11 protein-coding genes are annotated in these 25,247 nt (G+C 71.8%); 4 read left to right on the top strand and 7 right to left on the bottom strand.

Annotated elements, in window-relative coordinates; all coding sequences use genetic code 11:
• Window positions 1-44: 44 nt before the first annotated feature.
• The 4 genes from BSZ37_RS18690 to nagB form a co-directional block, all read right to left on the bottom strand.
• Window positions 45-1,100: a PorV/PorQ family protein gene (locus tag BSZ37_RS18690; protein ID WP_143537735.1), complete on the bottom strand. Its 1,056-nt coding sequence runs from the start codon at window positions 1,098-1,100 to the stop codon at window positions 45-47.
• Between the two features lie 43 nt (window positions 1,101-1,143).
• Window positions 1,144-3,315 (bottom strand): hypothetical protein, encoded by a 2,172-nt coding sequence (locus BSZ37_RS18685; RefSeq protein WP_095512004.1) that lies wholly within the window; start codon window positions 3,313-3,315, stop codon window positions 1,144-1,146.
• A gap of 84 nt (window positions 3,316-3,399) precedes the next feature.
• Window positions 3,400-6,594: a carboxypeptidase regulatory-like domain-containing protein gene (locus BSZ37_RS18680; RefSeq protein WP_095512003.1), complete on the bottom strand. Its 3,195-nt coding sequence runs from the start codon at window positions 6,592-6,594 to the stop codon at window positions 3,400-3,402.
• Window positions 6,595-6,764: 170 nt separating this feature from the next.
• Window positions 6,765-8,774, bottom strand: a complete 2,010-nt coding sequence (nagB, locus tag BSZ37_RS18675; protein WP_095512002.1) for a glucosamine-6-phosphate deaminase — start codon at window positions 8,772-8,774, stop codon at window positions 6,765-6,767.
• Between the two features lie 260 nt (window positions 8,775-9,034).
• On the opposite strand from nagB, the gene BSZ37_RS18670 reads away from it, so the two are divergent.
• Window positions 9,035-11,983 (top strand): golvesin C-terminal-like domain-containing protein, encoded by a 2,949-nt coding sequence (locus tag BSZ37_RS18670; protein WP_095512001.1) that lies wholly within the window; start codon window positions 9,035-9,037, stop codon window positions 11,981-11,983.
• On the opposite strand, the gene BSZ37_RS18665 is transcribed toward BSZ37_RS18670, so the two are convergent.
• The 3 genes from BSZ37_RS18665 to BSZ37_RS18655 form a co-directional block, all read right to left on the bottom strand.
• Window positions 11,980-12,891 carry a GNAT family N-acetyltransferase gene (locus BSZ37_RS18665; RefSeq protein ID WP_179299760.1) on the bottom strand — a complete coding sequence of 304 codons (912 nt, stop codon included), beginning with the start codon at window positions 12,889-12,891 and terminating at the stop codon, window positions 11,980-11,982. The two genes, BSZ37_RS18670 and BSZ37_RS18665, sit on opposite strands and share 4 nt — an antisense overlap.
• Before the next feature lie 157 nt (window positions 12,892-13,048).
• Window positions 13,049-15,205 carry an MFS transporter gene (locus BSZ37_RS18660; RefSeq protein ID WP_095511999.1) on the bottom strand — a complete coding sequence of 719 codons (2,157 nt, stop codon included), beginning with the start codon at window positions 15,203-15,205 and terminating at the stop codon, window positions 13,049-13,051.
• 114 nt (window positions 15,206-15,319) lie between these two features.
• Window positions 15,320-16,927 carry a glycoside hydrolase family 10-like protein gene (locus tag BSZ37_RS18655; RefSeq protein WP_218830564.1) on the bottom strand — a complete coding sequence of 536 codons (1,608 nt, stop codon included), beginning with the start codon at window positions 16,925-16,927 and terminating at the stop codon, window positions 15,320-15,322.
• A gap of 259 nt (window positions 16,928-17,186) precedes the next feature.
• On the opposite strand from BSZ37_RS18655, the gene BSZ37_RS21655 reads away from it, so the two are divergent.
• From BSZ37_RS21655 to BSZ37_RS18635, 3 genes are all read left to right on the top strand, one after another.
• A complete protein-coding gene (locus BSZ37_RS21655) occupies window positions 17,187-18,848 on the top strand; it encodes a sigma-54-dependent transcriptional regulator (protein WP_179299759.1) in 1,662 nt (553 codons plus the stop codon).
• Window positions 18,849-18,892: 44 nt separating this feature from the next.
• Window positions 18,893-19,717 (top strand): EcsC family protein, encoded by an 825-nt coding sequence (locus tag BSZ37_RS18640; protein ID WP_095512454.1) that lies wholly within the window; start codon window positions 18,893-18,895, stop codon window positions 19,715-19,717.
• Window positions 19,718-19,930: 213 nt separating this feature from the next.
• Entirely contained in the window at window positions 19,931-25,204 is a 5,274-nt protein-coding gene (locus BSZ37_RS18635; RefSeq protein WP_218830563.1) for a response regulator, read from the top strand.
• Window positions 25,205-25,247: the final 43 nt, after the last annotated feature.

Here is a 25,247-nt window from a genome sequence, read left to right as displayed (position 1 = left end):
GGACGGGCGAATGAGGACGGGCGGGGCGACGGGGCCGGCCTCGCTCAGAGGTCGAACCGGACGGCGACGCGGTGGACGGCGTCGAACACCTCGAAGGAGCTGTACGAGTAGTCGGCCCCGAAGCCGACGCCGCCGAGGCGCTGCTTGAGCCCGGCGCCGAAGCTGACGCCCTGGACGTCGGAGGGGAACACGCCGCCGGCCCGGAGCGAGAGCGTCTTGGCGAAGGTGTACTCGCCTCCGACCTCGATCTGGCCGGCGTAGTCGTAGGGGTCCTCGGCGTCGACGGCGAGGACGAGGCGGTGGACGTCGGGGTCGAACCCGGTCAGGCCTTGGGTGTCGAGCGAGGCCCCAATCTGGAGCGTGAGCGGGAGCTGGAAGCTCTCGCCGTCGCCGAAGGCCGCCTGCTGCGAGAAGTTGCGGGCGCTCACGGCGAAGGCGAGGCCGGGGAACGGCGTGTCGTACATCACGCCGAAGTCGTAGGCGAACACGGACTCCGAGACGTCCTCGCGGGTGTACGTCCCGTCGCCCCCCTCGGCGGGCGTGAACGCCGTCGCGACGCTCCCGAAGTTCTGCCCGACGACCTTGACCTGGCCGCCGACCGAGAACCGGTCGGTCACGGTCCGCCCGTAGCCGAGGCCGATGGCGTAGGCCGTCGGCTTGAACGTGCCGAGGTCGCGGTAGCCCGCCTCGGTCGAGGCGTCGAACACCGTCTCCTGAAGCTCGCCGTAGTCAACGGCCATCACCGACACCCCGACCACGCCGAACCGGCCCCCGGCCGGAGCCAGCGACACGGCCCCGTGGTTGTAGTCGATGTCTGCGATCCACGTCGTCTGGCCCAAGAACGCGCCGACGCCGCCCTCGACGCGGGCGAGCCCGGCCGGGTTGTAGAACAGGGCGCCGGGGCCCGTCCCGAGCGCCGTCGCGGCGCCGCCGAGCGCGGCCATCCGCGGGTCGGCGCTGACGCTGAGGAACTTCATCCCCGACTGGGCGAGCTTGTCCCGCTCCTCGACCTGTTGGGCGCGGGCGGGGAGCCCGATCAGCGGGACGAGGAGGACGGCAAGCGCGGCGAGGCGGGCGAGCGGCATGGGGGGCGTCGGCATGGGGGGAGGGGGAGGGGCCGACCGGGGCGCGGTCGGCGGGCCGCTAGCGGATGATGACGAACTTCCGGACGGCCTGCTCGCCGGCCTCGAAGAGCACCTCGCCCGTCGCGAGGTCCAGGACGTCCTCGGTCACGGTGATGACGGCGATGTAGAGCCCGCTCGCGACGACCTGCCGCGACGACGTCGTGTGGTCCCAGAACTCGTCGCCGCTCCCGTCGGTGTGCTCGATCGTGTCGACGAGCTCGCCGAGCTCGGTGTAGATGTCGATCCGGCAGACGCCCGGGATGTTGAAGAAGGCCAGCTTGTCGTTGCGGTCCGGGAAGCGGAGGGCCGGGTCGCCACCGGCCCCACGGCTGGCCCCGATGTAGTACGGGTTCGGGACGACGCGGATGTCCTCGAGCGCCTCGCCCTGCTGGCGCTTCAGCGTCGCGCCGTCGTAGGTCTGTGTCGCGTAGCGCGAGCTCCGGAGGTCGCGCCCGGCCGGCGTCATGCCCGACCCGTCGTTGGCCGCCCCGTCGCGGACGGCCTGGAGGTAGTAGAAGTAGTTCACGCCGCGGACGGGCGTCGTGTCGTCGTAGGACGTCACGCCGGGGTCAAGCGTGGCGATCAGCGTGTACGCGCTGTCGCGGCGCGCCTGGGTCCGGTAGACCTCCCAGCGGTCGGGGGACGGCCCGTCTGCGTTGGGCTCCCAGGCCAGCGTGATCCGGTCGCCGCCCCCGGCGACGTCGAAGGTCCGCGGCGGGGCCGGCGGCGTCGGGATGTCGTAGCCGGCCTGATAGTTGGCGATCGCCCGGCGGAACGTCTGGAAGAGCGAGTCGCGGCTGGTGAACACCCACTCGTTCTTCGTCATCGTCTCGCCCGCGTAGGTCAGCGGGGCCGAGGAGCTGTTCCCCGACTCCTTGAACTGGCGGCCGATGGCGGTGGCCGCCTCGCGACTCAGCCCGTCCGCGCCCTCGGCGACGACGAACCGGACGCTCTCGCCCGGCCCGAGCGTGTACGGGCCGTACCCGTTGGCGAACGAGTACCCGCCCGAGTTGGCCTGGCCCTCCGCCGCCGACGGGTCCCGCGACGGGTTGAGGAAGCCGGGGAGCCCCGACGGTTCGACGGCGAGGGCGTGACGTGGCGACTTGTGCCCCTGCGACATCACGGCGTACTCGGTCGTCATCCGCCCGATGCTGAACGCGTCGTTGTTCGAGAGGTAGGGGTCGTCCGAGCCGATCCAGTTGGTCGTCGCCGGTTGGCCGGGGTCGTCGGAGTCGTCGCTCGCCGAGGCGTCGGCGTGGAGCGTCACGACCCCGGCGAAGGCGTGGGCGCCGAGGCGGCCGACGGTGTCGGCCGGGGCGACGTTGATGGCCTCCTGCTGGATCGACCCGCCGATGTTGTCATACGAGACGGACCGGCCGGGGAAGAACCCGTGCCACGCGAACTGGGCGCGGAACTGCTCGTCCTCGGGGTCGACGCGCGTCCCGTCGCCGCGGGCGTCGTTCATCGTGTTCTTGCCCCAGCCCGTCGGGTTGCCCATGACGTAGCGCGTCTGGGCCGAGATGGCCATCCGGTACTGGAAGTACGCGATGACGTCCTCGAGCGTCTGGTTGGGGAGCTCGACCTCGGCGTCGCCGTCGACGTTGCCGGTGTTCGTGAGGACGTACTCGATAACGTGGTAGTTGTCGTGGAACTCCTGGCTGAACTGCATCACCCGACGCTCGACCGTCAGCCCGAGGATCGTGTTGAACCGGTTGATCAGCATGAAGTCCGGGGCCATGTCCGGGTCCACGCGGTCGACGACCATCGAGGCCGAGGCGAAGGACTGGTCGCCGTCGACGGTGACGACCGTGAGCGGGTACTTGCTGACGAGCTCGAACTCGGTCGGGAACACCTCGCCGGTCCCGGGCACGCGCGGGCCGACGTGGGCCACGCGGACGGGGTAGCTCACGCCGAACTCGTCGGTCACGTTGCGGGCCCCGATCCAGAGGCCCTTGGCGGCCTGCATGTCGGTGAAGTCGTAGACGCCGGGCCACCGCCAACCGTACTGCTGCTCGTTGACGAGGCCGACCTCGATCTCGCTGCCGGACGAGGCGTACCAGTTGTGAAACGAGCCGCCCGCGACCCACTTGGTCTGGAACTGGGCGTGGGCCGCCGGCGCCGAGAGGGCGAGGGCGAACAGGAGGAGGCCGGTGAGGCGCGCGGCACGCCGCGCGGTCGGGGCAAGGGGCATGGGGAGGGGGTCGTCCGTCGGGGGGCGCCGGGGCCCACCGACGCACCGAGGCGGGGCGGGCCGGCGGCCGGAGAGGCTGCGGCCTTAGAGGCTCACGCGGATGCCGAAGAAGATGTCGCGCGGGTTGAGGAAGTTGAGGTAGCTCTGGTTCGGCATGTCGATGTACGCCTTCGTCTCGAGCACCTCATCGACGCGAGCGGCGTCGGCCGGGCCCCAGGCCCCGTCGCGGTAGACGAGGTAGCTCTGGGTGTCCCGCTCGTAGTAGATCGTCCCGGGGTCCGGGCTCGACAGCGAACCGCGCGTCTGGACCGGGACCATCGGCTGGTAGGCCACGTCGTCGGGCCGGTAGGTGCCGACCACGTCATCGCCCGGGATGTTCGAGTAGTCCGGGCTCTCCGGGAAGTGGAGGCTGGCGAGGTAGGCGTTCCGGTCGTTCCCGTCGACGGACCCGTAGAAGAGGGCCATCTCGCGGCGGTTCAGCGCGTTGTAGACGTCGGCGAAGAACGAGACCTCGCGGCCGGCGACCTGGAACGCCCGCTGGAACCGGAGATCGAACGACCACCGGTCGCGGATGGCGACGTTGTTGGCGACGCCCGGCGCGGCGACGCCGTTGTCGCCCCAGGTGTACCGCCCGCCGTCTTGCCAGCGCGCGAGCAGCGACGTCCGCCAGCCGCCGAGCGGGAACAGCCCGCCGACGCTGGGGCCGAAGTCGTCCGGCGTGAAGAGGTCGAGGTTGGCCCGGGCGAACGGCCGCGGGACCGGCCGCGACGAGGCGGACCGGCGGAGCGCGTCGCTCTCCTCCTGCTCCCGCTGCGTTGTCGAGTTCTCGTAGATGTCGAGGAACCCGAAGTAGCCCGTCTGGCGGACGTCGTAGGTGTAGTTGACGAACCCACGGACGAACTGGCCGCGCGTCTTCTGGAGCGTGACCTCGACGCCACGGATGTCCGCGTAGCTGTTCGGCTCCGACCGGTTGTAGTTGACCGTGCCGTCGCGGCTGTGGTACTCCACGAGCCGGGGCTCGAGCGCGACGTCCTTGTAGTAGCCCGCGATTCGGGCGGAGTACGACCCGCCGAACGACTGCTCGTAGCCGAGCTCGTACGCGATCGTCCGCGGGAGCGGGTTGTTCGGGTCGGCCAGCTGCGAGATCTGGCCGCCGACGGAGAACGCCCGGATGACGTAGAGCCGGTCCGAGTCGGGGAGCGACCGGAAGTGGCCGTAGTTGAAGTACAGCTTGCTCAGGCGCGTGACCGGGAACGACACGCCGAGACGGGGGCTCAGCGTCACGATGCTCCGCGCGGGTGACGTCGCGAGGAGCGTGTCGAGCGCGGCGTCGGGCGTCCCGTCCTCACTGAGCGGCACGCCGGCCAGGACGGGGTCGAAGAGGTTGTAGTCGTACCAGTTGCCGCCGGCCGTGAAGTAGTCGAGCCGGAGGCCGAGGTTGGCGATCATCCCGTCGAGCTCGAGCTTCGTCTGGGCGTAGCCGGCCGCGCGGATCGGGGTCTCGTCCCACAGCGTCCGCGCGTTCGAGCTCGGGAGGTAGAGGTCGACCGAGGCGTAGTTGACGCGGCTCCGCGTCAGGTTGTACTCGAGCCCCGTCTTGACCTCGGCGAACCGCGTGAGCTGGTTCGTGTAGTCGGCCTGGACGTTGTAGACCGTCACGCGCGAGGAGTCGCGGGCGTTCGACATCCCGACGCCCATCCGCATCCCGTCGACGCCCTCCGAGGGGAACGGCTGCCAGCCGAACGGGGCCTCCGTGAACCCGACGCCGCCGAACTCGACGAGGATCGTCGAGTCGCGGAGCGCGCCTGGGTTCGTGTCGTAGCGGCTCTCGAACCGGTTGAACCGGACCTGGTAGACCGACGTGGCCGAGAGCGCGTGCGAGAAGTTGAAGCCGACTTGGTCGTAGGTCGTCTGCGTCGGGCCCCAGTAGTCGCCCGAGAAGGTCCGGCTGTCGATGTAGCTGACGGCCGTGAGGTTCGAGGCGATGCCCTCGGGCGAGCGGAAGATGCTGGAGTACCCGGTCGCGACGGCGCCCGTGCGCGTCGAGGCCGTCCCGTCCTGCGTCCCAATCCGGCCCTCGACGCTCAGCTTCATGCCGGGCGCGACGTCGCTCGTCAGCTTGAGGTGGCCCGACTGCTCGGCGTAGCGGTCGGTGTGGAGCGGGAAGAGGTACATGTCCTCCTCCCGGCGGAAGGACCCATAGAAGCGGAGGTTGCCCAGCCGCTGGCCGCCCGGGACCGGGCCGCCGAAGCCGAGGTCGACCTCGTAGTCGGGCTCCGTGATCTCGAACGACTTCCGGTGCTGCCACAGGAACGCGTCCTGGAGCGCCTGCGGGGTCATGTCGTTGGCCGGGTTCGCGTCCGAGAGGAGGCCGGCCGAGACCGAGTTCCAGCCCTCGAACGTGGGGTACTGCGAGCGCGTCGCCGCGTCCCAGTCGCCCGCCTCGGTGCCCACGAAGGCCACGTCGGGGTCGGTGAACGGCCGGACCCAGTAGGCCATCGGGTCGTTGGCCGCCATCCCGAAGTTCTTCTGCGCCGGCGGGCTGATCCGGGTCCGGGCGTCGACCTCGTAGCGACGCGGGTCGCCCTCCTTGGTGACGACGTTCACGACGCCCGAGCGGACGTTCCCGTACTCGGCGTTGAACCCGCCGGTCTGGATCTGGACCTCCTCGATCGACGAGAGGCTGATGTTGGTGAACGGCGCGTTGTTGCGGCCGTCGCGGAGCGTGAGCCCGTTGACCTGGAAGGCGACCTCGTCGGCCCCGGAGCCGCGAATCGCGAGACCGTCTTGGACGCCGGCCTGGAGCTCGACGGCGCTCTCGACGGACGCGACCGGGAGCGACTCGATCTCCTCGGACCCGATGTTGGCCCGGCTGTTCGACACGTCGACCTCGACGGGCGGGCGGACCGCCCGCACGACGACCTCGTCGATCTCGGCCGTCTCGGGCTGGAGCGTGGCATCGACCGTCGTCGTCTGGTCGATGTTCACGTCGACGCCCTCGGTCCGCTGCGTGGCGAACCCGATGAAGCTGAACTGGACCGTGTAGGTCCCGGCCTGGACGTTGAGGATCGTGTAGTACCCGTCGACGTCGGTCGTCGCGCCGCGCGTGGTCTCGAGCACGAGGACCGAGGCGCCGGGGACGGGCTGGCCGTCGCCGTCGACGACGCGGCCAGAGATCTTGCCGGCCGCCTGGGCCGCCGCGAGCGGGGACCCGAGCCAGACGGCGAGGAGGACGAGGAGGGGGACGCGGAGCGCGCGGTGCGCGGTGGCAAGGGACATCGGCTGGCCGGTCGCGGGCGGGGGGATCCGGAAGCGCTTTTTCCAGCCCTGTCTGGGCGGAGAGCGTTTCGTTACGGAGGAGAAATATCGGGGGCGGCGGAGGACCACCGCAAGGTCAATCGTTCGCCGCCCCCGACTCAGGAGCGCGGATAGCGCTGTGTACGCACTCGTTAGGGCATCTCTCTCACGGTCACGAAGGCCTCGGCCGCGAAGCACTCCGGCAGGCCGAGCGCGTCGAGCGACCGGGCCGTCTCGGTGTTCCGGTCGCGGGCGCGCTCCCAGAACTCGCGGTCGTCGTAGGCGCCGGGGAAGAGGGCCCGGTCCTTCTGCGACTCGTGCTTGTAGATGGCCTCGATCTTGAGCTCGAGGTCGGCCTTCGAAAGGGGGAGGAACACGTCGGCCTTGTCGATCTCCCACTCCTGCCAGGCCCCGCGGTAGAGCCACACGAGCGGGCGGGGGTCGTCGGCCGCCTTCTTCTTGCGGCGGGAGGCCTTGGCCGGGGCCCCGTCGCCGCCCGCGTCCGCCTCGGGAGTGCCGCCGAGGCTGTCGCCGTAGCGCCGGACGGCCCGGTCGATGGCCTGGTAGCACATCCGGTGCGTCCCGTGGGGGTCCGAGAGGTCGCCGGCCACGAACAGGTGCGTCGCGCCCGTGTCCTTCAAGAGGTCGAGCACGATCTGGACGTCGGCCTCGCCGATGGGGTCCTTCCGGACGCGGCCGGTCTTGTAGAACGGCATGTCGAGGAACCGGGCGTGCTCGGCGCCGAGCCCCATGACCTCGATCGCCGCGATGGCCTCGGTGTAGCGGATGAAGGCCTTGATCTTTTGGACGGCCTCCGTGTCGACCTGCGCCGGCTTCTTTTTGTCGAGGTCGCGGAGGATCTTCGCGATCCGGTCCTTGACCTTGCTCTCGCCGCCGGGCTCGAGGACGTCCCACGACATCTCGACGAACTGGAGGTGCCGCCTGACGTCCTGGTCGAACACGGCGACGGACCCGTTCGTCATGTAGGCGACGGTCACGTCGTTCCCGTTCTGGACGAGGGCGTGGAGCATCCCGCCCATCGAGATCACGTCGTCGTCGGGGTGCGGGCTGAACACGACGACCTTCTCCTTCTTCGGCAGCTTGTCGCGGTAGACGACGCGCCGGCGGAGGTCCTCGAAGACGCGCTGGCAGAGGGGGTCGACGCCGTGGGTGTGGACGAGGTCGTGGAGGTGGTGCCGGTGGAAGTCGCTGGCGTCGAGGCGGAGGATGGCCTTGCCGGTCTCCTTCGACAGCCAGATGACGGCCCGCTTGGCCGCGTCCTCGGTCCACTCGACACGCTTGACGAGCCAGGGCGTCTTCTCGCGTGTGAGCTCCGAGGCCGCGGCGCGGTCGACGTAGAACGTCGCGTTGTTGTGGAGTTGGAGGTAGGTCGCCGAGACCTGGGCGTTGGGCTCCTCCTCGACGGCCTGGCGCACGATCGGCGCCTTGTGCTCGCCGGTCGCGATGAGGATGACCTCGCGGGCGTCGAGGATCGTCCCGACGCCCATCGTGATGGCCTCCCGGGGGACGTACTTCTCCTCGAAGAAGTCCGAGGCCGCGTCCTTCCGCGTGATCTCGTCGAGGACGATGAGCCGCGTCCGGTCGTCGGGCGTCGAGCCGGGCTCGTTGAACCCGATGTGGCCGCTCCGGCCGATGCCGAGGAGCATCAGGTCGATGCCGCCGGCGCGCTGGATGAGCCGCTCGTACTCGGCGGCGTGCGTCTCGATCTCGCGCTCGGGCAGGTCGCCGCGCGGGATGTGGATGTTCTCCTCCGGCACGTTGACGTGGTCGAAGAAGTTCTCCCGCATGAACCGGTGGTAGCTCTGGAGGCTGTCCGGCGCCATCGGGACGTACTCGTCCAGGTTGAACGTGACGACGCTCGAGAAGTCGAGGCCCTCCTCCCGGTGCATCCGGATGAGCTCCTGGTAGACGCCGATGGGCGTGGAGCCGGTCGGGAGGCCGAGCACGGCGATGTCGCCGGCGGCCTGCTTGGCCTCGATGAGCGTGCGGACCTGGCGGGCGGCCTGCTTGGCGAGGCCGCCGGGGTCGTCGAAGATGAGGACCGGGACTCGCTCGACGCCGTGGGCGCGCCAGGGCTGCCGGGTGAACTGGGGCTCGGTGGCGGGGTGCGGCCTGGTGGCGAGGCCGGCGAACGTGGGCATGGCCTGAGAGAGGCAGGGTGTGGCCTGCCGCCCGCCACAGTCCCGGACGGACCTGGGGCCCCATCCCGAGGAGCGCGCGGTGCGGCGGCTCTTGGAGAACGGAGCTGGTAGTCTACCGCCCTCAGCGTGCCGCCGTGCGACTTTCTAAGCGTTAGCGCTTCCCCCCACGCCAACGGGGCTCTCGCGCTCTGATCGGTCAGAGAGACCCGCGAACGTCCCGACCGGTCGCGGCGTACCGGGCCGATCCCCCCGCCGCGCTGATGCCCGCCCGACTCGTCGCTCTCGTCTTCCTCGCCTCGGCGGTCGCCGGCTGCGGCACCTCCGGCCCGGCCGCCGGGCCGCCGGTCGTTCCGCCCGAGCCGCCGCCGCGGGTGGTCGTCGTGGGGACGGTGGCGAAGAACGCGCAGGCCCAGACAGCGCTGGCGGCGCTGCTCTCCCGCTGTCGGACGGCCGACTGCGGGCTCCCGGTCAGCAACGGCGTCGAGGTGGAGGAGGTCACGGTGGAAGGCGGCGTGGTCGTCGCCCGGTTCTCGCGCGACCTCGGCGACGTGCCGGTCCGGCCCGCCAGCGCCGCGGCCTTCGAGCGCGAGGTCGCGCGCGTGGTGGACGCCGTGTATCCGGGGGCGCCCGTCCGCGTCGAGACGCGGGGCGACGTGCTGCGAGCGCTCGTGCCCAACGCCGAGCGCGACCCGGCGGACCGCGACCCGGCCCGCGTGTTCGCGCCGTCGGGCGAGGGCCCCGGGCTCGTCCGCCCCACCGACCCCGCGCGCCGGCCGACGGCGGGCCTCGCCGGGCGGCACCTCGCGCTCTGGCCCAGCCACGGCTGGACGTACAACGCCGACGCGAACGCCTGGGGCTGGCAGCGCCCGCGCCTCTTCACGTCCGTCGAGGACCTCTTGACGGTCGGCTTCGTCACGCGTGAGCTCGCGCCGATGCTGGAGCGGGCCGGCGCCGTCACGCTCCTCCCGCGCGAGCGCGATCCCCAGCCGGCCGAGGTGATCGTCGACGACGGTGGGCCGGGCTACGCCGAAGCGGGAGGGTGGAGCGACGGCCCCGCCGGCTTCGCCCTGCGCGACGCCTACGGCGAGGGCGTCAACCCCTTCCGCCTCGGGGGCACGCGCGAGGCGCCCGGCGGCACGCGCGACCTGCGGTCCGCGACGTGGACGCCCGATCTCCCGCAGGCGGGCGCCTACGCCGTCCACGTGAGCTACGCGGGTGGGGCGGACCGAAGCGACGCGGCGCGGTACACCGTCCGACACGCGGGCGGGACCACCGAGATCCTCGTCAACCAGACGATGGGGGCGGGGACGTGGGTCTACCTCGGCACGTTCGAGTTCGAGGCCGGGCAGGCGGGCTCGGTCACGCTCACGGCCGGGCCTGACGGGACGGTCTCGGCCGACGCCGTCCGCTTCGGCGGTGGGCGGGGCGTCATCCGGCGGGAGGCGGCGACGAGCGGGCGCCCGCGCTGGCTCGAGGCCGCCCGCTACTACGAGCAGTTCGCCGGCGCTCCGCCGTCGGTCTACAACATTACGGGGTCCGACACCGACGACTACACCGACGACTACCGGAGCCGCGCCGAGTGGGCCAACTGGCTGCGTGGCGCCCCCTTCGGCCCGACCGATCAGCCCGACCTCCCCGGCCTCGGCGTCCCCGTCGACGCCGTCCTCGCCTGGCATACCGACGCTGGCGTCAACCGGGACCGGCTGGTCGGGACGCTCGCCATCTACAACGTGCCGGGCATGGACTCGACGCGGGTCTTCCCGAACGGCGTCTCGCGCCTCGCCAACCGCGACCTCGCCGACGCCGTCCAGACGTCCGTCGTCGAGGATGTCCGCACGCTCTACACGCCCGACTGGCCGCGCCGGCCGCTGTGGGACCGGGCGTATTCCGAAGCCACGCGGCCCAACGTCCCGTCGGTTCTGCTGGAGCTCCTCTCGCACCAGAACTACCGCGACATGCGACACGCGCTGGACCCGCGATTCCGGTTCGACGCCGCCCGGGCCGTGTACAAGGCGCTCGGGCGGAATCTCGCGGAGCAGCGGGGGCAGGCGTTCGTCCCACAGCCGCTTCGCCCGACCCATGTCGCGGCCCTTCTGGAGCGGGGGGAGGTCGCGCTGAGCTGGCGGGCGCAGGCCGACCCCATCGAGCCGGACGCCGCACCCACCGGATACGTCGTCTACGCGCGGGACGGCGAACGGGGCTGGGCCGAGGCCGCGCGGACCGACGCGACCGCCGTCCGTCTGCCGCTCCCGTCGCCGGGCGTCGTGCGGAGCTACCGCGTGGCGGCGACGAACGCGGGCGGGGAGAGCCGCCCATCCGAGGCCCTCGCCGTCGGGATCTCGGCGTCGCGGGCGGAGCTCGCGCCGGTCCTCGTGGTCGACGGGTTCGACCGCGTCGCGGCGCCCGAAACCGTCGACCGGCCCGGACGCGTCGGGTTCGTCGACCCGGTCGGCGTGCCCGATGGGCTCGGGGTGATCACGGTCGGCGCGCAGCGCAACTTCGACCCGACCGACGATTACGACTCGGACGCGGCGCCGGGGTGGGGAGCGAGCGGCGCCGAGCTGGAAGGGCTCGTCGTGATGGGGAACGACCACGACCACGTCGCGGCGCACGGCCGCGCCATCCTCCCGCTCGCCCGCTCCTTCATGTCGGCCTCCGACGAGGCCGTCTGGGATGGCACCGTCGACCTCGGCGACTTCGAGGTGGTCGACCTCGTGCTTGGCCTCGAAAAGCGGACGCCGTGGCCACGTCTCGAGGATCCGCGGGCGCCGGCGTTCGAGGCGCTCCCCTCGTCGCTCCGGGATCGGCTGGCGGCCTACCTCGACGATGGGGGCGCGCTCGTCGTCTCCGGCGCCCACTGGGTGAGCGACGCGTCGTCCGACCCCGCGTCGGCGGCGTGGCTCCGCGTCCACCTCGGCGTCGAGGCGGGCGGGGTCGCCGAGGGCGCGGCGGCGCTCGCGGCGGACGGCGCCGCGCTCCCGTTCGCCACGGAGTACGGGCCGGACCGGTACGCCGTCCGCGCCCCCGACGCGCTCCGGGCCTCGAACCCCGACGCCGCCGTGATCCACCGGTACCTCGGCAACGGGCCCGCGGCGGCGGTCGCCTTCGGGCGGACCGTCAGCCTCGGCGTCCCGCTGGAGGCGTTCCCCGACGACTCCCAGCGTCAGGTTCTCCTCGCAGACGCGATCCGCCGGGTGGCGGGGAGCTAGAGCGCCCGCTCGAACCGGCGGAACCGGCGCTCGACCGTGGCGCCGCACGCGCGCTCGTAGAAAGGGAGCGCGGCGGCCCAGGCGATCGTCGCCCGCTCGTGGCCCTCCGCCTTGAGGTCGGCGAGGCAGCGGCGGAGGAGGACGGCGCCGACGCCGAGGCCGCGCGCCTCGGGCGCCGTCCCCATCGGGCCGAACCAGCCGAGCGGGGCGTTCGTGGCCGAGTGCGCGGCGAACCCGAGCGCGCCCCCGTCGCGGAGGGCGAGGTGAACCGCCGGCGGACGGCGAGCGAGGGCGCCGTCGGCCTCGGGCTGCCACGCGGGCCAGTGGGCGTCGAGGAGCGCCGCCAGCGCGGCCCGGTCCGCCTCGGTCGCGCGGCGGACGGAGACGCCGGCCGCGTCGAGACGCGCCTCGTCGCCGGTCGTCGCCCAGTCCTCTTCCATCAGGTCCACGCCCAGGTTCACGGCCTCGCCCGTCTCGCGGAGGCCGTGGGCGGCGAAGAACGCCGGCGCCGCGTCGTACCGGACGTCGACGCCGGGCGTGAGGTAGTTCGGCGCGGCCTCGCCGATGCGGAGCGACGTGGCACCGCGCTGGCGGAGGGCCTCGGCGAGCGCACGGAGCAGTGCCGACCCGACGCCCCGCCGCCTCCGCTCCGGGGCGACGGCCAGCAGGCGGACGCTCCCGCGCCGCTGGCTGCGCCGACCTGTCGGTTCGCCCGGCACGTACCAGATCGCTCCGCTTCCGACCCCGGCGAGGTCCCCCCCGATCTCAGCCGCCAGCGCGGGGCCGGCCGGATCGCCCCACAGCTTCTCGGCGAGGACGGCCGGCGGGATCGGGTCGAGCGCCGCGCTCCGCTGCCACAGCGCGTGCGCCGCGCCGAGGTCGGCGGGTCGAAGGGGGCGGAGGGTCACGTCGCTTGGTGCCTCTCTTCGTGTCATCCTGTGCGCCGTGCTCGTCGGGGGTCCTTGGCTGCGCCGTTCCGGTCCGGACGGCACGCGCGAGCGGCTCGCCCGTCCGTTGGCCCCGCCCGCCTCGGCGTTGAGGTGGGCGGGGCTGGACGGAACGGACTCAGCCGTGGAAGGCGTCGTCGGCGTCGCCGGTCGCGGCGTTCGGCGCGTCGGGCTCGGCGGTCTGGGCCGGCTCGTCCTTCTTCTTGCCGAACTCGGGGTCGATCCGGATGCGGGCGGTGACGAGGAAGCTGGGGATCGTCGCGATGAGGACCCACCAGAAGAAGTTCTGGTAGCCGAGGATGTCCTCGAGCCAGCCCGAGAACATGCCCGGGATCATCATACCGAGCGCCATGAGGCCCGTCCCGATGGCGTAGTGCGCCGTCTTCGACTCGCCCTCGGCGATGTAGATCAGGACCAGGAGGAAGGCCGCGAACCCGAACCCGTAGCCGAACTGCTCGATGGCGACCGCGCCGCTCACGAGCCACAGGCTCTCCGGGCGGAAGATGGCGAGGAGCAGGTACATCGCGTTCGGCACGTTGATGGCGATGACCATCGGCCAGAGCCACTTGCCGAGGCCGTCGCGCGCGGCGACGATGCCGCCGAGGATGCCGCCGACCGTCAGCGCGAGCGCGCCGATCGTGCCGTAGACGAGGCCGTACTCGCTCGTCGTGAGCGCGAGGCCGCCGGCCCCGGGCGCGTCGACGAGGAAGGGCGCCACGAGCTTGACCACCTGCCCCTCGGCGAACCGGTAGAACAGCACGAACGCGACGGCGATGCCGATCTCGGGCTTCTGGAAGAACGAGACGATGGTCTGCGCGAACGGCGTCCCCGAGAACGGTAGGGCGTGGAAGATCCGGCCCCACGGCCCGGTCGTCCGCGGCGCGACGATGCCCGCGAGCGCCATCGGCAGCAGGAGGACGGTCAGCGTCGGGATGAACGCGACGAGGAAGGCGAGGTACTGGAGGATGCCGGCGCCGCTGCCCCCGTCCAGGGCGGGCGCGTCGCTCGGCGGGCGCGGGAGGGCGAACGCGTGCCAGCCCATGAGCAGGAGGAACACCCCGGCGAGGACGAAGAACGAGATCGACCATGAGAGCGGGATGTTGCCGCTCGTGGCCTGGAAGGTGGCCGCGGTCGGCGCGTCGAGGTTGGCGTCGAGCTGGACGACGGCCGTGAACGGGCGGTCCCAGTTGGCCTCGGTGAACGTGAACCGGTTGCCGCCCTCGGCCAGCTTGATCGCCTCGTCGCCGTCGTCCAGCTCGAAGTTGACCGCGACCTCCTCGCCCGGCGGCGGCGGCCCGCTGAGGCGGAACGCCACGATGCCCACGTTGCCGGCCGTCGCCGACACCTCGCGCTCGTCCCCGAACAGCGTCCGGAGGGCGTCACCGAGCGGGCCCGAGACGGTCCGCGACCACCACGACGGGTCCTCGGCGGCGGCCTCGGCCTCCTCGGGATAGAACCCGGCCGCGCGGTTCATCGCCCGCGCGGAGTCGAGGAGCGCCGCGACCTCGGCGGGCTCGCGCGCGACGATCGGGACGTCGACGGCGTCGACCGAGGCGGAGAGGGTGAGGTCGCCGCGCTCGGTCCCGGCGGCGGCCGTCCGGTCCGTGGCGCCGGACGGGAGGTCGGCGGGCGTGGCGAGTGACGCCTCCGACGAGGTCGGCACGGCGCGGACCTCGACCGGGACGGTCCCCAGCCCGGTCGAGCTCTCCAGCGTGCCCGCGAGGAACGGGACGGCGCCCGAGACGGCGATGATGGCGATCCGGTAGAAGGTGCTCCGGATGCCGACGTACCACGCCTGGTCGTGCTCGTCGAGCGCGAGCATGTAGAACCCGTCGGCGGCGATGTCGTGCGTGGCCGACGAGAAGGCGAGGAGCCAGAAGAAGATCAGCGTCCACTGGACGAACGCGTCGGCCGGGATCGTGAGCGCGACGCCCGCGAGGCCGCCGCCGATCAGCGTCTGGGTGACGAGGATCCACCACCGCTTCGTCTTGAGCACGTCGACGAGTGGGCTCCAGAACGGCTTGATCACCCACGGTAGGTAGAGCCAGCTCGTGTAGAGCGCGATGTCGGTGTTCGACATCCCCAGCCGCTTGTACAGGATCACCGCCAGCGACATGACGGCCATGTAGGGCAGGGCCTCCGCGAAGTAGAGCGTCGGGACCCAGCGCCAGGGGCTCTTCCGGTCGGGCCCGCCGGGCGTCTCGCCCACGCGGACGTCGCCGTCGGTGACGGTCGTGGCTACTTCGGCGTCGGGGGGCGGGGCGTCGTCGGCCATGAGGGGCGGTGGGAGAGGGGGGCGCAGGATACGGCCGCGCGTCCCGGGGGCTCCGTCACGCGCCGTCCGGCTCCCGACTCCCTCCGCCTCGGCGCCGAGGCGGAGGGCGCGGGCCTACAGCTCGACCACGCGCGCCGGCCCCTCGGCTCCCGTGAGACCCACGGCCGAGACCGCGACGGCCTCGACGCGGCCCCGGTCGCCCGGGATCACGTAGGTCCCGGCGCCGGTCGGCACGAGCTCCCACGACCAGCGGCCGCCGCGCCGCGCGCGGACGACCCACTGGCGGACCGTCTCGCCGTCGCCCGGTAGCATGATCACGTCGGCGGCGTCGCCGCGGCGGGTGAGGGAGAGACGCGGGGCCGCGGGCGCCGTCGCGTCGAGCCACGGCGACGCCGGCACGAGCGCGGGCTCGGCGTACGGGCCGGCCGCCAGCTGGCCGCCGAGCGACGAGTAGCGGTCGAGGAGCGCCTTCATCGAGAAGTGGATGGTGCCGGTCGCCTCGGGGTCGCGGCGGACGAGCTCGACCTGGTTCACGATCTCCTGGGGCCGGTACCCGCCCACGTCCGGCAGCACGCGGCTGTCGTAGAGACCCGGCCAGAGGTGACGGCCCCGGACGTTCTGCTCGCCCCACCAGTCGAGGAGGGCCGGGAAGCTCTGCCCGCGGCTGTCGATGGACCAGTAGAGCTGCGGGGCGAGGTAGTCGAGCCAGCCCTCGCGCCACCACTTCCGGGCGTCGGCGTAGATCTCGGCGTACTGGTCGAAGCCCGTGACCGACGCCGGATTCCCCGGGCGCCAGATCCCGAACGGGCTGATGCCCACCAGGACGTGCGGCTTCTCGGTCTTGACCTCGTCGTACAGCCGCTGGATGAACGTGTCGACGTTCTGGCGCCGCCAGTCGTCCCGGCCGAGCGTCTCGCCGGCGGCCTGCGCCCGGGCGTACGAGCCGGCGTCGGGGAACTGGACGCGACGGCCGTTCCGGTTGACGGGGTACGGGTAGAAGTAGTCGTCGAGGTGGACGCCGTCGACGTCGTAGCGGCGGACGACGTCGAGGATCACGCTCAGCGAGTGGTCGGCGGCCTCGGGCTCGCCGGGGTCGAGCCAGAGGTAGTCGCCGTACTCGCGGACGAGGTCGGGCCGCTGGCGCGAGATGTGCGTCATGTCGCGCGGGCCGTCGCCGGCGGGGTGGCCAGCGCGGTACGGGTTGAACCACGCGTGGAGCTCGAGCCCGCGGGCGTGCGCCTCGTCGATGGCGAGCTGGAGCGGGTCGTACCACGGCTCCGGCGCGCGCCCCTGCCGGCCCGTGAGGTACTCCGACCACGGCTCCTTCGCCGAGAAGTAGAGGGCGTCGGCAGCGGGGCGGACCTGGAACACGACGGCATTGAGCCCCAACGCTTTGGCCCGGTCGAGCAACTGGGTCAGCTCCGCTTTCTGCTCGGCCGTCGAGAGGCTCCGGTCGCTCGGCCAGTCGATGTTGGCGACGGTCGCGATCCAGGCCGCTCGGAACTCGCGGTCCGGCCCCGGCAGCGTCGCCGCGTCGACGACCTCGCCGCCGCGCATCGGGTCGACCGGTTCGACCACGACGGGCCGTGGCGGCGGGGCGGGCGGGACTTGGACGACCGGCGGGGCAGGGGGGGGAGGGGGCTCGACGGCCGGCTCCGGACCGGAGCAGGCGACGATCGCCAGGAGGGCGACGAGGAGGGCGGGGGCGAGACGGGGCAACACGGGGAGGGGCGCGATCGGAGGGGCGCGGAGTCTACGCGCGGTCGGCCCCGGCGCTCCGCCCTCCCCGGCCTCGGCGCCTCGCCTGAGGCGGGCGGAGCCAGGTGCTGGGGCTGGGGCGTTCCCCGGGATCCCGTCTCATTCTGAGAATACAACGGGCGGAAACGGAGCCGGTCCGCGTCCCGCGTCGGGCGTGAACCGGGCGTGGTCAAGGGCGGCAGGCGATGTGCGATACCCCACGCCCACACCGACCGATCTCCCTGTGACCACGCGCATCTTCGTCGTCGACGACGACAAGCACTACGCCCGGCTTCTCTCGTACCGGCTCGACAAGCCCAAGGACCACGAGGTCCACGTCTTCCACTCGGGCGAGGACGCGCTCGACGCGCTCGACCGTCTCAAGCCCGACCTCGTCTTCCTCGACATCATGATGCCGGGGATCGGCGGGATGGAGACGCTCCGGCGGCTCCAGCTCTTCGCGCCCGACCTGCCCGTGGTGATGATCTCGGCGCAGGGCACGGCCGAGGTGGCCGTCGAGGCCATGAAGGGCGGCGCGACCGACTACATCACGAAGGGCCAGGATGACCTCGTCAAGCTCGACGTCGTGGTCGAGCGGCTGAAGGGCCGCGTCAAGCTGGCCCGCGAGGTCGAGCAGCTCCGGGCCGAGGTGGCCAAGAAGTATGGGATGGAGGAGATCGTCGGCGACAGCCCGGCGATGGAGCGGGTGTACCAGCTCATCCAGAAGACGCTCCGGGGCAACCTCACGGTCGCGATCGAGGGCGAGAGTGGCACGGGCAAGGAGCTCGTGGCGCGGGCCATCCACTTCAACTCCGACCCGCCTCCGGGCGAGCCCGAGGTCGGCCCGTTCGTCGTCGTCAACTGCGCGGCGATCCCGAAGGAGCTCATGGAGAGCGAGTTCTTCGGCCACGAGAAGGGGTCGTTCACGGGCGCCCACGCGCGCCACATCGGCAAGTTCGAGCAGGCCGACGGCGGGACGCTGTTCCTCGACGAGGTCGGCGAGCTCGACCTCGGGCTCCAGGCCAAGCTTCTCCGCGCGCTCCAGAACCGCGAGATCACGCGCGTCGGCGGGAGCGGCACCATCAAGTTCGAGTGCCGCGTGATCTCGGCCACGAACAAGAACGTGCTCGACATGGTCAAGGCCGGGACGTTCCGGGAGGACCTCTACTACCGGCTGTTCCAGTTCCCGGTCGCGCTCCCGCCGCTCCGCGAGCGCGGCAACGACGTGCTCCTGCTGGCGCAGGGCTTCCTCGAGGACTACCTCGCGTCGCACTCCCAGTTCAAGGGCAAGCGGCTCTCGACCGACGCCGTCCGCGCGCTCCTCGACTACGGGTGGCCGGGCAACGTCCGCGAGCTGAAGTCGACGGTCGAGCGGGCCATCCTGATCTCGGACGGCGAGGAGATCGAGGAGAGCGACCTCCTGCTGGACGGGCCGCAGGCCATCCGGCCGTGGGCCGAACGCCTGGGGGCGTCCGGCGACGGCGCCTCGGGCGACGGCTCCAGCGTCTCGTCCGGTGACGGGGCGGCTGTCGAGCCCGAGCCCGTCCCCACCGTCGCCGAGTCGGCGCCCGAGGCGGGGGCCCCCGTGTCGACCGGTTCGGCGGCCCCGGCCGCGCGGCCGACGTCGTGGGACGACATCCCGCCGCTGCCCGTGTCCGGCACGGCTCCGGCCGCCTCGGGCGTGGCGACGGGCGCGCGGCCCGCGCAACATGGCACGGCCGGCGGGGGTATCGCCGACCTCGACCCCGAGGACGCCATCGTCCCCCTGGAGGAGCTCAAGCGCCGCGCCGTCGAGCGGGCCTTCGAGCTCCGCGAGGGGAACGTCGAGCGCGCGGCCTCCGACCTCGGCATCGGCCGGGCGACGATGTACCGGCTCCTCAAGAAGTACGACATTAGCACCGAGTAGGACGTGGCGCGTGGAGCGTGGTCACCGCCTACGCCCCACGCACCATGCCTTCAACGATGCGCCTCACCGAGTACGAACGGACCGCCCAACGCGAGATCGACCGCTGGGAGCGGGGCGAGACCCTCTTCCAGCAGGCCCTCGGCTTCGCCATGCGCCCGGTCGACTGGGCGTTCGAGCAGTTCGTCCCCGAGTCGGTCACCGACAAGCTGACCGACGCGCTCACGCAGGCGCTCTCGTCGCTCAACGACGCCTCGGCGTGGACCTACGACGAGGACGACGTCCTCGGGAAGGCGGCCGAGGTGGGCATCGACGTCGAGACGGTCGCCGCGCTCCGCGACCAGCCGCTCGACCAGCTCGACGCGCTCGCCAAGCAGTACGCCTCGCAGAACTCGGTGCTGGCGGCGCTCTCGGGTGGCGGGGCGGGGCTGGGCGGTGCCCTCCTGCTGGCGGCCGACATCCCGGTCCTGTTCACGATCAACTTCCGGCTGATCCAGCAGATCGCGGCGGCCTACGGCTTCCCGCTCAAGGGGCCCGGCTACACGCCGCTCGTGGTCAACATCTTCAACGTGGCCGCCTCGGGTAGCCGCGAGGCCAAGTCGGACGCGCTCCGTGAACTGGCGGTCGCCGCGGCGGCCATCGACGGCGGCGGCTACCGCGGGCGGAAGGCGCAGGGGACGCTCCGCGAGCAGCTCGGGCACGTCCCGCGCGAGATCGCCAAGAACCTCGGGGCGCAGAAGCTGGCCCAGTCGATCCCGATCGCGGGGGCGGCCGTCGGGGCGGGCGTCAACTACTGGTTCACGGACCAGACGGCCCAGGCGGCGGTGATGCTCAGCCGCGCGCTCTACCTGGAGCGGAAAGAGCGGCTGTAGGGCTCGCTCCGCCCGCCTCGACGCCGAGGCGGACCGGGTCGGATGAGTTGACCCGTTGGGTGGGGATGTGCGTGCCGGCCACACGGAACGGGGGCGGTGGTGGACTCGCGGGGCACTTGAACACCTCTGGGGCACATATGCCCGGTTCGGGAGTAGGGAGGCCGCCCCGCCGGCGATGAGATGGCGGGGTACCCCTGGCCTTCCCTTCCCCGCATGGCTTCCTCGAAAGCGTCGGCGCGTCCCGCCGACTCCGCCTCGCCGTCCACGCCCGACACGGGCTCAGCGGCAGACTCCGACGGCGGTCTCTGCGACCTGAGTGCCCGCGACCTCTTGGCGGTCCTCTCCGCCGTTCAGCGAGGCGACTTCTCGGTCCGCCTCCTTGTCGAGCAGGGCGGGGCCGTAGGCCGCGTGGCCGACACGCTCAACGCCATCATCGCGCAGAATGAGGAGATGGCGGCCGAACTGGTCCGCGTCCGCGACGAGGTCGGTAAGAAGGGGCGGCTGGCCGAGCGGGCCGCCCTCCCCGGCGCGTCCGGCGAGTGGCGGAGCATGGTCGGCTGCGTCAACGAGCTGATCGTCGACCTCGGGCAGCCCGTCGCCGAGGTCGAGCGGGTCATCGGCGCCGTCGCCAAGGGCGACCTCTCGCAGCAGGTCGACCTCGAGTCGGAGGGCCGCCCGATCCGCGGCGAGTTCCTGCGGACGGCCAAAATGGTCAACACGATGGTCGACCAGCTCTCGTCGTTCGCCGACGAGGTCACGCGCGTCGCCCGCGAGGTGGGCACCGAGGGGAAGCTGGGCGGCCAGGCCCGGGTGCCCGGCGTGTCCGGGACGTGGAAGGACCTGACGGACAACGTGAACTCGATGGCCGACAACCTCACGGCCCAGGTCCGGAACATCGCCGAGGTCACGACGGCCGTCGCGAATGGCGACCTCGGCAAGAAGATCACCGTCGAGGTCCAGGGCGAGATCGCCGAGCTCAAGACGACGATCAACCGGATGGTCGACCAGCTCTCGTCGTTCGCCTCGGAGGTCACACGTGTGGCGCGGGAGGTCGGCACGGAGGGGCAGCTCGGTGGGCAGGCCGAGGTCCCGGGTGTCAGCGGCACGTGGAAGGACCTGACCGACAACGTGAACTCGATGGCCGACAACCTGACGACGCAGGTCCGGAACATCGCCGAGGTGACCACGGCCGTCGCCAACGGCGACCTGTCGAAGAAGATCACCGTCGAGGTCCGCGGCGAGATCCTCGAGCTCAAGAGCACGATCAACACGATGGTCGACCAACTCTCGTCGTTCGCCTCCGAGGTGACCCGTGTGGCGCGGGAGGTGGGGACAGAGGGCAAGCTGGGCGGGCAGGCCGAGGTCGAGGGCGTCTCCGGGACGTGGAAGGACCTGACCGACAACGTCAACTACATGGCCGGCGACCTGACGACCCAGGTCCGCGCCATCGCTGAGGTCACGACGGCCGTCGCGAACGGCGACCTGTCCAAGAAGATCACCGTCGACGTCAAGGGCGAGATCCTGGAGCTGAAGAACACCATCAACACGATGGTCGACCAGCTGAGCTCGTTCGCGTCGGAGGTCACGCGGGTGGCCCGCGAGGTGGGCACGGAGGGCGAGCTCGGCGGGCAGGCCAAGGTGCCGGGTGTGAGCGGCACGTGGAAGGAGCTGACCGACAACGTCAACTCGATGGCGAACAACCTGACCACGCAGGTCCGGAACATCGCCGAGGTGACCACGGCCGTCGCCAACGGCGACCTGTCGAAGAAGATCACCGTCGAGGTCCAGGGCGAGATCGCCGAGCTGAAGGGGACCATCAACACGATGGTGGACCAGCTCCAGAGCTTCGCCTCGGAGGTCACGCGCGTGGCCAGGGAGGTCGGGACGGAGGGCGAGCTCGGTGGGCAGGCGCAGGTCCCGGGCGTCAGCGGGACGTGGAAGGACCTGACGGACAACGTGAACTCGATGGCCGACAACCTCACGACGCAGGTCCGCGGGATCGCGGCGGTCGTGACGGCCGTCGCGCGGGGCAACCTCGACCAGAAGCTCCAGGTCGAGGCGCAGGGCGAGATCGCCGAGCTCCGCGACACGATCAACGCCATGATCGACACGCTCGCGACGTTCGCCGACCAGGTGACGACCGTCGCCCGCGAGGTGGGCGTCGAGGGCCAGCTCGGCGGGCAGGCCGAGGTCCCGGGGGCGAGCGGCACGTGGCGCGACCTGACCGACAACGTGAACCGGCTCGCGGCGAACCTCACGACGCAGGTCCGCGCGATCACCGAGGTCACGACGGCCGTGGCCGCGGGCGACCTGTCCAAGAAGATCACCGTCGAGGCGGCCGGCGAAGTCGCGGATCTCAAGGACAACGTCAACGAGATGATCCGCAACCTCAAGGACACGACGCGGAAAAACCAGGAGCAGGACTGGCTCAAGACGAGCCTGACCAAGTTCACGCAGCTCCTCCAGGGCCAGAAGGAGCTCCACACGGTCTCGAAGATGATCCTCTCCGAGCTGGCACCGCTCGTCGACATGCAGCACGGGGCGTTCTACACGGCCGAGCGCGACCCGGGGGAGCCCGAGTCCGAGGCCACGCTCAAGCTCGTCGCGACCTACGCCTACCGCGAGCGCCGCGGGATCAGCAACCGGTTCCAGGTCGGCGAGGGGCTCGTCGGGCAGTGCGCCCTCGAGAAGGAGCGGATCCTCATCACCGACGTCCCCGACGACTACGTCCAGATCAACTCCGGGCTCGGCGCCGCGCCGCCGCGCAACATCGTGGTGCTGCCGGTCCTGTTCGAGGGCGAGGTCAAGGCCGTCCTCGAACTGGCCTCGTTCCACCGGTTCAACAAGAACCACCTCACGTTCCTCGACCAGTTGACCGAGTCGATCGGGATCGTCCTCAACTCGATCGAGGCCAACATGCGGACGGAGACGCTGCTCTCGCAGTCGCAGGGCCTCACGCAGGAGCTCCAGAGCCAGCAGGAGGAGCTCCAGCAGACGAACCGGCGGCTCGAAGAGCAGGCCCGCAGCCTCCGCGAGTCCGAGGAGCTCCTCCGCGAGCAGCAGGACGAGCTCCAGGGCACGAACGTCGAGCTCGAGCAGAAGGCCCGCCAGCTGGCCGACCAGAACGCCGAGGTCGAGCGGAAGAACGCCGAGATCGAGCAGGCCCGCGCGGCGCTCGAGGACAAGGCCGAGCAGCTCGCGCTCACCTCGAAGTACAAGAGCGAGTTCCTGGCCAACATGAGCCACGAACTCCGGACGCCGCTCAACTCGATGCTCATCCTCAGCCGGATGCTCGCCGAGAACCCGGCCGGCGTCCTCACGCCGAAGCAGGTCGAGTACGCCGAGACGATCCACTCGTCGGGGAGCGACCTCCTGGGGCTGATCAACGAGATCCTCGACCTCTCGAAGATCGAGTCCGGCGCGATGCCGGTCGAGGTCGAGCGCCTCCGCCTCGGCGACGTGGCCGACGAGACCGACCGGACCTTCCGCGAGGTCGCCAACGACCGCGGGCTGGCCTTCGAGATCGCCGTCGCCGACGGCGCGCCGGCCAGCATCGAGACCGACCCGAAGCGGCTCCAGCAGGTCCTCAAGAACCTCCTGTCGAACGCGTTCAAGTTCACGCACGAGGGCTCGGTCGCGCTCCGCGTGGCGCCGGCCGACGGCGTCCGCTTCCGGACGGCCGGGCTCCGGGCGGCAGACCGCGTCGTCGGGTTCGCTGTCGAGGACACCGGCATCGGGATCGAGCCCGACAAGCAGCGGGTCATCTTCGAGGCGTTCCAGCAGGCCGACGGCTCGGTCGACCGGACCTACGGCGGGACCGGGCTCGGGCTGTCGATCAGCCGCGAGATCGCCCGGCTGCTGGGCGGCGAGATCCACCTGACGAGCACGCCGGGCGAGGGGAGCACCTTCACGCTCTACCTCCCCGTGGCCTACACCGCGCCGACGTTCGCGCGCGGCGCGGAGGCCGGTGACGACGACACGGTCGACGGCGCCGTGGCCGCGGCCATGGGCGACGGCGTGGCCGGCCCCGCGCCCGACGGCCCGAATGAGACCCCGGAGGACCCCGCCGAGGCGGACGGGGTCAGCCAGCCCGAGGCCGGCGGCTCCGACGAGCCCACCGACGCCCCGGCGGCGCCATCGGCCGGAAGGGAGGCTCCGGACGAGCCGACGTCCCGGGCGACCGAGCCCGCCTCGTCCGACGGGGTGAGCCCGGCGACCGCCCAGCCCGGCGACGACGCGGTCGAGGTCGCGACGCTCCGCGCGCTCCCGCGCCACGTCGCCGACGACCGCGACGCCATCGGCCCCGACGACAGCGTGCTCCTCATCGTCGAGGACGACCCAGCGTTCGCGGGCATCCTCGTCGAGATCGCGCAAGAGAAGGGGTTCAAGGCCGTCGTCGAGGAGCACGCCGAGGGCGCGCTCGACGCCGTCCGCCGCTACGGCCCGGCCGCGATCACGCTCGACATGCACCTCCCCGGGATGCACGGGCTCACGCTCCTCGACCGGCTCAAGAGCCGGCCCGAGACGCGGCACATCCCGGTCCAGATCGTCTCCGTCTCGGACGCGCTCCCGCGCCGCGAGCGGAAGGGGGCCCTGGCCCCGCTCCAGAAGCCGGTCGAGCGCGCGGCCGTCAGCGCCGGGATCGACCGGGCCGGCGACCTCGCCGGGCGGCCCGTCAAACGGCTCCTCGTGATCGAGGACGACGAGACGCAGCGCCGGCTCGTGGAAGAGCTCGTCGGCGGCGAGGACGTCGAGGTGGTCGCCGTCGGGAGCGGGCGCGAGGGGATCGAGGCCCTCGGCGGTGGGTCGTTCGACTGCGTCGTGGTCGACCTCGGCCTGCCGGACATGGGCGGGCTCGACTTTATCGAGCACGTCCGCGGCGAGCTCGGGCAGACGGAGCTCCCCCTCGTCGTCCACACCGGGCGGGACCTCGAAGAGGGCGAGGCTCAGCGACTGGGCGCGCTCGCCGAGGCCGTCATCGTCAAGGACGTCGGGGCCTTCGATCGGCTCCTCGACGAGACCGCGCTCTACCTCCACCGCGACGAGCGCCGTCTCTCGGACGCCCAGCGCGAGCGGCTCGCCCGGCGCCACCGGCCCGAGGCCACGCTCGCCGGCCAGAAGGTGCTCATCGTCGACGACGACGTCCGCAACATCTTCGCGCTCCAGAGCCTCCTCGAGGAGCACAAGATGGACGTGGTCTACGCCGAGAACGGCCGCGATGGGATCGCGACGCTGGAGGAGGCCGGCGACGTCGACGTCGTGCTCATGGACATCATGATGCCCGGCATGGACGGGTACCAGACGACGCGCGCGATCCGCGAGATCGACCGATTCCGCGACCTCCCGATCATCGCCGTCACGGCGAAGGCGATGAAGGGCGATCGCGAGAAGTGCCTTGCGGCCGGCGCCAGCGACTACCTCACGAAGCCGGTCAACGTCGACCAGCTCGTGTCGCTCCTCCGCGTCTGGGTCGGCACGGGCGACTGACCGCCGCCTCCGGCTCTGCCCGCCTGAGCCTGCCCGCCTCGGC

It is taken from the genome of Rubrivirga marina, from assembly GCF_002283365.1.
GTDB lineage: Bacteria > Bacteroidota > Rhodothermia > Rhodothermales > Rubricoccaceae > Rubrivirga > Rubrivirga marina.
The sequence above is the reverse complement of the archived record's forward strand: the minus strand, read 5'-3'. Positions and strand labels throughout refer to the sequence as shown.